General features: G+C 63.8%; 7 protein-coding genes. 2 read left to right on the top strand and 5 right to left on the bottom strand.

Annotation, left to right across the window (positions count from 1 at the left end; all coding sequences use genetic code 11):
* Positions 1-24: 24 nt before the first annotated feature.
* From RVY79_RS10170 to fdhA, 4 genes are all read right to left on the bottom strand, one after another.
* Complete coding sequence (locus RVY79_RS10170) at positions 25-1,275, bottom strand: sarcosine oxidase subunit beta family protein (protein WP_317464018.1); 1,251 nt, start codon at positions 1,273-1,275, stop codon at positions 25-27.
* 141 nt (positions 1,276-1,416) lie between these two features.
* Positions 1,417-4,278 (bottom strand): formate dehydrogenase subunit alpha, encoded by a 2,862-nt coding sequence (gene fdhF, locus RVY79_RS10165; RefSeq protein WP_317464017.1) that lies wholly within the window; start codon positions 4,276-4,278, stop codon positions 1,417-1,419.
* A gap of 12 nt (positions 4,279-4,290) precedes the next feature.
* Positions 4,291-6,009 carry an NAD(P)H-dependent oxidoreductase subunit E gene (locus tag RVY79_RS10160; RefSeq protein ID WP_317464016.1) on the bottom strand — a complete coding sequence of 573 codons (1,719 nt, stop codon included), beginning with the start codon at positions 6,007-6,009 and terminating at the stop codon, positions 4,291-4,293.
* A gap of 158 nt (positions 6,010-6,167) precedes the next feature.
* A complete protein-coding gene (gene fdhA / locus RVY79_RS10155; protein WP_317464015.1) occupies positions 6,168-7,361 on the bottom strand; it encodes a formaldehyde dehydrogenase, glutathione-independent in 1,194 nt (397 codons plus the stop codon).
* 269 nt (positions 7,362-7,630) lie between these two features.
* On the opposite strand from fdhA, the gene RVY79_RS10150 reads away from it, so the two are divergent.
* Positions 7,631-8,815, top strand: coding sequence for an MFS transporter (locus RVY79_RS10150; protein ID WP_317464014.1), 1,185 nt, complete (start codon positions 7,631-7,633; stop codon positions 8,813-8,815).
* A gap of 25 nt (positions 8,816-8,840) precedes the next feature.
* Positions 8,841-9,662: an alpha/beta hydrolase fold domain-containing protein gene (locus RVY79_RS10145; RefSeq protein ID WP_317464013.1), complete on the top strand. Its 822-nt coding sequence runs from the start codon at positions 8,841-8,843 to the stop codon at positions 9,660-9,662.
* A 15-nt stretch (positions 9,663-9,677) separates the two neighbouring features.
* Here the strand turns inward: RVY79_RS10145 and RVY79_RS10140 are convergent, their stop codons facing one another.
* Positions 9,678-10,604, bottom strand: coding sequence for an ABC transporter substrate-binding protein (locus tag RVY79_RS10140; RefSeq protein ID WP_411161726.1), 927 nt, complete (start codon positions 10,602-10,604; stop codon positions 9,678-9,680).
* Between the last annotated feature and the right edge of the window lie 103 nt (positions 10,605-10,707).

Raw genomic sequence — 10,707 nt, 5'->3', positions numbered from 1 at the left:
CTCGAGGAATGGACAATCGCGCATTCAATGCGCCACCCCGGCCGCGCCGTGTTCGTCGATCAACGCCCCGCTGTGGAAACGGTCGATGGAAAACGGCGCGGCGATGGGGTGCATCTCGCCCTTGGCCAGGCTCGCGGCGAACACATGGCCCGAGCCCGGCGTTGCCTTGAATCCGCCCGTCCCCCAGCCGCAGTTGAAGTAGAGCCCCTTGACCTTCGTCTTGGAAAGAATCGGACAGGCATCCGGGCAGGTATCGACGATGCCACCCCACTGGCGGTTCATACGCACCCGGGAGAAGATCGGGAACATCTCGACGATGGCCTGCAAGGTGTGCTCGACGGTGGGATAGCTGCCCCGCTGGCCGTAGCCGTTGTAGCCGTCGATGCCCGCGCCGATGACCAGGTCACCCTTGTCCGACTGACTGATATAGCCGTGCACGTGATTGGACATCACCACAGTATCCAGCACCGGCTTGAGCGGCTCGGAAACCAATGCCTGCAATGGGTGCGATTCCAGCGGTAGATTGAGACCGGCCATACCCGCCAGCACGCTGGAATTGCCGGCCGTCACGCAGCCCACGGTCTTGGCCTCGATGTCACCGCGATTGGTATGCACGCCCTGGATCTGCCCGTCGCGAATCTTGAAGCCGGTGACTTCGGTGTTCTGCAACAGATCGACGCCTAGCGCGTCGGCGGCGCGGGCGTAGCCCCAGGCCACGGCATCGTGGCGAGCCACGCCGGCACGTGGTTGCCAGGAAGCGCCCATGACCGGATACCGAGCACGCTTCGAGCAGTCCATGATCGGCACCAACGACTGAACGCCTTCGGCGTCGAGCACTTCACCATCGATGCCGTTGAGGCGGTTGGCATTGACCCGGCGCTGAATGTCACGCATGTCCTGCAGCGTATGGCCCAGGTTGAGCACCCCACGCTGGGAGAACATGACGTTATAGTTGAGCTCCTGGGACAGCCCCTCCCAATGCTTCATGGCATGCTCGTAGAGTGCCGCCGATTCATCCCATAGATAGTTGGAGCGCACGATGGTCGTGTTGCGCGCGGTATTGCCGCCACCCAACCAGCCCTTTTCCACCACCGCGACATTGGTGATGCCGTGCTCCTTGGCCAGATAGTAAGCAGTCGCCAAACCATGCCCCCCACCGCCGACGATGATCACGTCGTAGCGCGGCTTGGGCGTGGGATTGCGCCATTGGCGTTGCCAACCCTCGTGGTGGCGTAACGCGTGCTTGACGAGCCCGAAGCCTGAATAACGTTGCATACCCTCTCCCCTCCGCGGCCCCCGTGCTCTGGACTGGCACGACGACGTGTCTTTACATGCCGCGATGGTAGCCCTGTCGCCCCTCGGGCGGAGTGCTTGCAAACGTCACGGCCGGATGCGTTTGCGACACACCGACTCGGATCAGCCATCAAGCACCGTCGCCACCTCGGCGCGATGCAACCGGCTGGCGGCATACTTGAACTCGGGAATCTTGCCGAAAGGGTCAAGCGCCGGGTTGGTCAGGATATTGGCCGCCGCTTCCAGATAGCAGAAAGGCACGAACACCATGCCTTGCTGCATCAATGGGTCGGCACGTGTCTTCAGGGTGATACTGCCGCGGCGGGTGGTGATGGTGACCGGCTCGCCCGGTGACAATCGCAGGCGGCCCAGCTCCGACGGGGCGAGGCTTGCCACCGCTTCGGGCTCGAGGTCATCGAGTACCCGGGTACGCCGGGTCATGGAGCCGGTGTGCCAGTGTTCAAGCTGTCGGCCGGTGATCAACACCGTGGGATAGTCGTCATCGATGGATTCATCCGGCGGCAATGGCCGGGTCGGTGTGAACGTCGCGCGTCCGCTCGCGGTGGGGAAGGCGTCGGAGAACACCACATCGGCACCGGGAGCGTCCTCGGCGGGACAGGGATAGGTCACCGAGCTTTCTCGCTCGAGACGCTCCCAGGAGATATGGTCGAACGAGGCCATGCCCTGCTTCATTTCGGCGAACACCTCACGCGGATGCGTGTACTCCCAGCCCAGCCCCAGGCGATTGGCAAGCGCCTGGATGATCCACCAATCGGGCTTGGCCCCACCGGGCAGCGGCACGGCAGCACGGCCGAGTTGCACCTGGCGGTTGGTATTGGTCACGCTGCCGTCCTTTTCCGGCCAGCTCGAGGCCGGCAGGATCACATCGGCGAACTGCGCGGTCTCGGTGACGAACAGATCCTGCACTACAACATGCTCGAGCTTGGCCAGCGCCTTGCGTGCGTGATCAAGATCGGGGTCTGACATCGCGGGATTCTCGCCGAGAATGTACATCCCCTTGATGCTGCCATCCGAGATAGCATTCATGATCTCGACCACGGTGAGTCCCGGCGTTTCGTTCAGCGGCGTGTTCCATAGCTCCTCGAAGGCACTGCGCACCTGGGCGTCGCCCACCGGCTGGTAATCGGGCAGCACCATGGGGATCAGGCCGGCATCGGAGGCGCCCTGCACGTTGTTCTGACCGCGCAGCGGATGCAGGCCGGTACCGGGGCGGCCGATCTGACCGCAGGCCAATGCCAGCGAGATCAGACAACGGGCGTTGTCGGTGCCATGCACGTGCTGGGAGATGCCCATGCCCCAGAAGATCATCGCCCGCTCGGCCTGTGCATAGAGCCGCGCGATCTCGCGAATCTGCTCGGGCTCGACACCACAGGCGGATGACATCGCCTCGGGCGTCATGTCACGCACATGCGTCTTGAGTGCTTCGAAACCCTCGGTGTGGGCATCGATATAGGCCTGATCGAAAAGCTCTTCACTGATGATGACGTTGAGCAAGGCATTGTAGAACGAGACATCGCCGCCAGGGGTAAAGCGCACGCTGCGGTGGGCGTAGGCGTCCAGCGACTGGCCACGAGGGTCGAGGATGATCAGCTTGGTGCCGTTCCTGGCCGCCTGCTTGAAGTAGGTGGCCGCCACCGGGTGGTTGATCGCCGGATTGCAGCCGGTGAGGATCACGACCTCGGCCTCGAGCGCCTGCATGAAGGAAGCCGTCACCGCCCCCGAGCCGATGCATTCCATGAGCGCGGCCACCGAGCTTGCGTGACAGAGTCGGGTGCAGTGATCGACATGGTTGGAACCGAAGCCGGTACGCACCAGTTTCTGGAACAGCCAGGCTTCCTCGTTGGAGCATTTAGCGCTGCCGAAACCGGCCAGGGCGTCGGAGCCATGATTTGCCTTGAGATCGGCAAGCCCCCCGGCGGCCAGATCCAGCGCCTCTTCCCAACTGGCCTCGCGGAAATGGGTCAGCGGCTGAGCAGGGTCGAAGTCGGGATCGAGCCCCTTGGCCACCCCGGAACGACGGATCAACGGCGTGGTGAGCCGCGACGGATGGCGCGGATAGTCGAAGCCGAAGCGGCCCTTGACGCACAGGCGGTTCTGATTGGAAGGTCCCTCGCGCCCCTCAACGAAGAGAATCGCGTCGTCCTTGACATGGTAGGTGAGCTGGCAGCCCACCCCGCAGTAGGGACAGACGGAGTCGACGGTACGGTCGGCCACCGCTGAATCGCCACGTCCCGCCTCGTCGACCAGGGTCGCCGGCATCAACGCCCCGGTCGGGCAGGCCTGGACGCACTCGCCGCAGGCCACGCAGGTGCTCTCACCCATGGGATCGTCGAAGTCGAAGACGATCTTGGAGGCGCCGCCGCGATGGGCCAATCCAATGACGTCATTGCCCTGCACCTCGCGACAGGCACGCACGCAGAGATTGCACTCGATGCAGGCGTCTAGATTGACGTTCATCGCCGAATGGCTGGCGTCATGGGCCGATGAGGCCCTGAGGGAATGTTCGGGAAGGTTCACATGGTGCACGGTCGACGACGCGCGGTCGGCCCGCGCCGGTAGCCGCTGGCGCACCGCAGAAGCATCGATGGCCAACTGATCGGCCATGGCCCAGAAGTGACTCGAGCGGTCGGGACTATCATCGCGCGCCGGCTGGTCGGCGAGCAGCAGTTCCATGACACCTTCCCGGGCCGTGCGGGCCCGCTCGGAGCCGGCGCTATGGACCACCATGTCAGGGACCGCCTCGCGTAGGCAACTGGCGGCCAGGGCGCGTTCGCCCTCGACTTCCACCATGCAGGCGCGGCAGTTGCCGTCGGCGCGGTAACCGCTGGCGTCCTTGAAACACAGATGCGGAATGGTATCGCCGGCACGCTTGGCCACCTGCCAGAGGGTCTCCCCTGCATTGGCGCTCACTGTCACGCCATCCAGGGTCAGGGTGAAGCTTTCGTTTGAGCTCTGTTCGCTCATGCTCTGTCTCCCTTATCCCTTGATGATTACGTTCTGGGCGGCGAGTTCGCCGCGGAAATCCTTGAGCAGCCCCAGTACCGGGTTGGGGGCCGCCTGGCCGAGGCCGCAGATGGAGGCATCCATCATCACCTGGGAGAGGCGCGTCAGGGTCGCAGCGTCCCATTCGTCGCCCTCGAGCAGCGTCAGCATTTTCTCGGTGCCCACCCGACAAGGAGTGCACTGGCCGCATGACTCGTCGGCGAAAAAGGCCAACAGGTTGGTGGCCACGCCGCGCAGATCGTCCTGGTCGGACAGCACGATCACCGCCGCCGAGCCGATGAAGCAGCCGTCCGCCTGGAGAGTATCGAAGTCCAGCGGAATATCGGCCTTGCTCGCCGGAAGAATCCCGCCGGAGGCGCCGCCGGGCAGGTAGGCGGCCAAGCGGTGACCCTCGGCCATGCCGCCGCAGTACTCATCGATCAACTCATTGAGGGTGATGCCCGCCGGGGCCAGATGAACCCCGGGGTGCTTGACCCGGCCGGAGACCGAGAAGCTGCGCAGTCCCACACGGCCATGGCGGCCCTGGCTGGCAAACCAGTCGGCGCCCTTCTCCCACATCAACGGGATCCAATAGACAGTCTCCACGTTGTTGACCAGGGTGGGGCGATCGAAGAGCCCCTTCTGGGCGACGAAGGGAGGACGATGACGAGGCTTGCCGGGCTTACCCTCCAGCGACTCGATCATCGCTGACTCCTCGCCGCAAATATAGGCACCGGCGCCACGGCGCATCACGATATAGCCCGGCGCCACCAGGCCAGCGTCCTCGAGCTCGGCGATGGCCTCGCGCAGTACTCGATGAAGGCCCGGGTACTCGTCGCGTAGATAGATGTAGAGCGCCTCGGCCTCCACCGCCCAGGCGCTGACCAGGGCCCCTTCGAGGAAGCGATGCGGTGAGCGCTCCAGATAGACGCGGTCCTTGAAGGTACCGGGCTCGCCCTCGTCGGCGTTGATGGCGCAGTAACGTGGGCCTGTCTCCTGGCGCACGAAATACCATTTCTTGAAGGTCGGGAAGCCGGCCCCGCCCAGGCCACGCAAGTTGGCGGCTTCCAGCGTCTGCATCAGCGCCTCGACCGTGATGCGTCCCGCGTGGCAGTCGGCAAGCAACCCATAGCCGCCTTCGGCACGATAATCCGCCAGGCGTTGCCAGAGAATCGCCTCGGGATGGTAGTGGCCGGTATCGATCACCGATTCCACCCCTTCGTGTGTGGCGAAAAGTACATGGTGATGCCCCACCTCCACCACCGGCGCGGTGTCACAGCGGCCCATACAGGGGGCACGTACCACCTTGACTGCCTCTGGATCGACCCCGGCCGTCAGTTCCTCCTTGAGGGCTGCGGCGCCGGCCAGCCGGCAGGAAAGCGAATCGCAAACCCGCACCGTCACCTCGGGCGGTGGCGCCTGGTCGTCGTGGACCACATCGAAGTGGGCATAAAAGGTCGCCGTCTCGTAAACCGCTGCCATGGGCAAGTTCATGTAGGCGGCCAGCGCTCGGAGCGTCACCAGCGATAAGTATCCATGGGCATCCTGGAGGGTATGTAGATGCTCGATCAGGAGGTCGCGGCGGCGCCGTTCGCCGTCCTCGCGCTCATCGCCGAGGAGCTGGCGAAGCGCCGCCAGGGCGACGGGGGGCAGATCACGACCACGGAGCTTGCCGCGGAAACGACGCTTGGGAGTGTGAGTCTCGACGGTCATGGCGTGCTCATTATTATCGGTAGGCACTGACTTGCCCGGGAGCGAGCTGGTCGGCGGTACGGACCGCCATGGAGAACAGCCCCGGAGATCGGCCTGTCCTGAGACAGGTATTCGTTGCATGTTAGCCCCGGTCTCGTGCCGGGGCCATTCAATGCCACTCAGGCGGCCACGCTGCCGTGCGGATCGATGACGAATTTCTTGGCCACGCCACCGTCGAAGTCCGCGTAGCCGCGCGGTGCTTCGTCCAGGGAGATGACCTCGACATTGACCGCATCGGCGATATTCACCTTGTCAAACAGAATCGCCTGCATCAGTTGCCGGTGGTACTTCATCACCGGGCACTGGCCGGTATGGAAGGAATGTGACTTGGCCCAGCCCTGACCGAGACGCATCGAGAGGTTGCCATGTTGGGCTTCCTGGCTCTCGGCGCCGGGGTCTTCGGTGACGTAAAGCCCGGGGATGCCGATCTGACCGCCTGCCCGAGTGACGTCCATGCAGGCATTGAGCACCGTGGCAGGCTGCTCATGCGCGTGGTTGTGGCCGTGGCAACGTGCTTCGAAGCCCACTGCATCCACCGCGCTGTCCACTTCACGTGCGCCGAGGATGGGTTCCAGCATGTCCGCCATCGGCGTGTCCTGGCGCAGGTCCAGGGTCTCGCAGCCGAAGCTTTCGGCCTGACCGAGACGCTGCGGGTTCATATCGCCGACGATGACGCAGGCGGCACCCAACAGTTGAGCGGAAACCGCTGCCGCCAGGCCGACCGGACCGGCCCCGGCGATGTAGACGGTGCTGCCGGGACCGACGCCGGCGGTGGCACAGCCGTGGAAGCCGGTGGGGAAGATATCGGAGAGCAACGTCAGGTCGCGGATCTTGTCCATGGCGATATCGCGGTCGGGGAACTTCAACAGATTGAAGTCCGCATAGGGCACCATGACGTATTCGGTCTGGCCACCGACCCAGCCGCCCATGTCGACATAACCATAGGCGGCACCCGGACGCGCGGGATTGACGTTGAGGCAGATGCCGGTCTGGCCTTCCTTGCAGTTGCGGCAACGCCCGCAGGCGATGTTGAAGGGCACCGAGACGACATCGCCGACGCCGATGAACTCGACGTCACGCCCGCACTCGACGACTTCGCCGGTGATTTCGTGCCCGAGTACCATGCCGCTGGGTGCGGTGGTGCGTCCGCGTACCATGTGCTGGTCGCTGCCACAGATGTTGGTGGTGATGACCTTGAGAATCACGCCGTGCTCGCATTTGCGATTGCCCAGCGCCAGTTCGGGAAAAGGAATCGGTTGGACCTCGACATGGCCGGCGCCCATGTAGATCACGCCGCGGTTGGCTGCACTCATGGCTATTGTCCTTTGGTTTCGTAGTGAGAGGCGTCGTGGCGTCAACGCCACTCTTCGACCATAGCCCTCTTGTCGGCACGTACTGTTCCCAGCGAGTCATCGCCATGCTCAAAAGAGACATTGCCGTGCCAACCGCGGCCTCGCTTACCGTTCGCGCCCTTACCATAAGCGCGACTTGTTCCGGCTCCAGGGGCATGCTATTCAAGCAGTGATCGAAATACGCCCTACCCCGAAGCGTATCCACCGCCCACACGCCACCGGAGCTCACCATGGAGGCCTCGACCGCCACCGCCTCATCTCGTTCCCAATCCTACCCCGCTCGCCTGACCGGCATGAGCTGGGCGCATTTTCTCAACGACGGCGCCGCCAATTATCTACCGGGCGTGCTGCCGGCGATTCTAATCTCGCTCAATCTATCCGTGGCACTGGCGGGTACGATCATGGCGGCCTTGTTGATGGGCCAGGCACTGCAACCACTGGTGGGGATTTTCGCCGACCGTGTCGGTGGTCGTGTCATGGTCGCCCTGGGGCTCGCCGGTTCGTCGCTGGGCGGCGCCCTGGTAGGCTTTGCCTCGGGTTTCTGGCCTCTGCTCGGCATCCTGCTGTTGATTGGAATCTCCAACGCCTTCTTCCACCCCCAGGCACTGGCCGGCATTCGTCGTCTGGGTGGCGAGCGCCCGGGGACCGCGATGTCGATCTTCATGGTCGGCGGTGAGGTAGGTCGCGGCGTATGGCCGGCTCTGGCGAGCTGGGTGGTGGTGCAGTGGGGCCTGGGTTACCTGTGGCTGCTCGCCCTGCCCGCACTCGTCACACTGCCGTTCATGCTGCACTGGGCGCCGCGTCTGCCGCCACGCGCTGCGGATGCCACCCCTATCGCCTGGCGTCTGCATGCCGGCCCGTTATCGCGGCTGGTGGCGTTTTCCACGCTGCGCTCGCTGATGATTCTCTCGGTAGTGACCTATGTGCCACTGATGTGGGCCCAGGGCGGCGGCGACCTGACCACCGGCGCCAGTTTCATCAGCGTCCTGATGGTCGTCGGTGTAATCGGCAACCTCGGCGGCGGGCGGCTCTCGGATCGCTTCGGTCGCCGCCCGGTATTGAGCGTCGCCATGAGCGTCTCGGTCATCATGCTGGCAGCTTTCCTGTTGGCCGAAGGCATCTGGCTATGGATCGTGCTCGGCGTGCTGGGCATCAGCCTGTTCGCGACCTTGCCGCTGGGCATCCTCATCGCCCAGGATATCCTGCCCGAGAATCGTTCGCTGGGATCGGGCATGGCGCTGGGCCTGGCCAACGCGCTGGCGGCCCTCGGCGTAATGCTGCTAGGGCCGGTCGCCGCGATTTGGGCGCCCGCCGCGCCACTGTGGATCGCCCTGGGCGGCGGTGTGGTCAGCATCTTCCTGGTCAGCGGCCTGCCCGAGCACATGGAAAAGAAACCTCGGTCAGGGATAGCATGAGTTGAGATATAGGAGGAGCTTTCGAATGCAGATCGAGTCGTTCATTCAACGCCTGGCGCCGATCGACGATCACGCCGATGCCCCGCTCAGCGAACGTAGACGCCTCTATGAAGCCCTGCATGCCGAATATCGTCCGGCCGATCCGGAAGGCATGCAGGTCAGCGACGACGTTGTAGCCGGTGTCGCCGTACGCCGCTTCCTGCCGGCACAGACCATGGGCGAGTGCCTCGTCTATGTGCATGGCGGTGGTTGGAACCTGGGATCGGCGAAGAGCCACCACGGGATCACCGCCGATCTCGCCGAGCGGCTCGAACGCGAAGTCATCAGCGTTGAATACCGCTTACTGCCGGAAGCGCACTACGGTGAAGCGCTGGACGATTGCCGCATGGTGGTGGAGGCGCTCGCGCCCGCCGCCGTGATCGGTGACAGCGCCGGCGGTCGACTGGCACTCGACATCACGGGCGCGAGCCAGTGGTCGGGACTCCTGGGCGTGATCTATCCGGTGGTAGGCACGCCGACAGCCGAGACTCTTGGCTCGGACGCACCGCTACTGTCGCGCGCGGATATTCTCTCGTTGTGGGAGATGGCCGCCCACGACGTGCCCCAGCTCGACCCACATACCCCGCCCGCCATGCGCATCGAAGCGTTGGCAGTGGAGCACGACCCACTGACGCGGCCGCTGGAGCAGGCCATCGAACGCTGGCGTGCGGCCGGCGCCTCGGTCGGCTACCGATGCGCGCCGAACATGGTTCATTCGGCACTGCACGGCCACGCCGAACTGCCCGACATGGCCGCCGCCTGGCAGGATTTCTGTCAGGCGATGCACACTCGCCTTGGCGACGCCTGAAACGTCGCGCGACCGTCAGTTTCCTAGCTGTGCCTTGACCGCGTCGATGGCCGGTTCACCCGCCTTGGTGGTCACACCCTCCAGCCACTGCGCCACGGTATCGTAGTGGTTGCGGATCCACTCGCTGGCGACTTCGTCGGCGGGTCGCTCCTCATAGCTGTACTCGTAGATCCACGCGTTCTGATCCTCGATCGCGACCCGATACTGCGACAGGAAACGATAGAGGTTGGCATCTTCCGCTTTTAGACCGGCCGGCACCACGGTCCAGACCGTGCTCTTGATATCGGCAACGCCGCTATTGTCGGCATCCTTCAGGTAATAAAGATCGTAGCTGACGTTCATCCAGTGCGGTTCCCAACCGACGAACGTCACCCACTCTCGGTTGGCGATCTTCTGCTCGGCGTAGGCAAGCATCGCCGAGGTCGAACTCTCGCGCAGCTCCCAGTCGCCGAGTCCTGCTTTATTCTCGTCGATGGCGGCCAGAATGGCGTCGTTGATGCCAGTGCCAGCTTCAATACCTTGAATCTCGCCATCGAACCGCTCCCGGTATCGATCGAGATCGGCGACGCTGTCGACGCCCGCCTCGTGGACATATTCCGGTACCACCAGCCCCGAGTTGGCGTCATCGATGTTTTTCGCGAGCTTGACGACTTTGTCATCGGCGACCAGCGGTTCGATCATTTCCTCTTCGATGGGATACCAGCCACCGAGATAGACGTCGAGGTCGTCGCTGGTCAAGCCATTGAGAATGACGCCCACCGCCAGCTCGCTTTGCTCGGTGCGATACCCCATGGCACCGAGAAGTTGTGACGCGACCTCCGACTTGACCGTTACCCCCGGCCACGGCGGTACTCCGAAGCGCACGGTGTCGAGATCGGCTTGTGCCGGTCCGGCAGCAAGCCACGCCAACGGCAACAAGGTGAGCGAAGAACGAAATGACATCTTGCGCATGCGAGGACTCCATCGATTATTTGCGATTCTCCTACTCTGCGCTACTTCGCTGCAAAGCTTTGCCATAAGGCGACGGAAAATACGCGCAAAGCGC

This window comes from Chromohalobacter sp. HP20-39 (genome assembly GCF_033052815.1).
Lineage (GTDB): Bacteria > Pseudomonadota > Gammaproteobacteria > Pseudomonadales > Halomonadaceae > Chromohalobacter.
This window is presented reverse-complemented; position numbering and strand designations above follow the sequence as displayed.

What these genes read in the sequence shown, in the direction of transcription:
- RVY79_RS10170 (WP_317464018.1), bottom strand. Translation starts at nt 1,275, where the DNA reads ATGCAACGTTATTCAGGCTTCGGGCTCGTCAAGCACGCGTTACGCCAC.
- RVY79_RS10145 (WP_317464013.1), top strand. Translation starts at nt 8,841, where the DNA reads ATGCAGATCGAGTCGTTCATTCAACGCCTGGCGCCGATCGACGATCAC.
- fdhA (WP_317464015.1), bottom strand. Translation starts at nt 7,361, where the DNA reads ATGAGTGCAGCCAACCGCGGCGTGATCTACATGGGCGCCGGCCATGTC.
- RVY79_RS10150 (WP_317464014.1), top strand. Translation starts at nt 7,631, where the DNA reads ATGGAGGCCTCGACCGCCACCGCCTCATCTCGTTCCCAATCCTACCCC.
- RVY79_RS10160 (WP_317464016.1), bottom strand. Translation starts at nt 6,009, where the DNA reads ATGACCGTCGAGACTCACACTCCCAAGCGTCGTTTCCGCGGCAAGCTC.
- RVY79_RS10140 (WP_411161726.1), bottom strand. Translation starts at nt 10,604, where the DNA reads ATGTCATTTCGTTCTTCGCTCACCTTGTTGCCGTTGGCGTGGCTTGCT.
- fdhF (WP_317464017.1), bottom strand. Translation starts at nt 4,278, where the DNA reads ATGAGCGAACAGAGCTCAAACGAAAGCTTCACCCTGACCCTGGATGGC.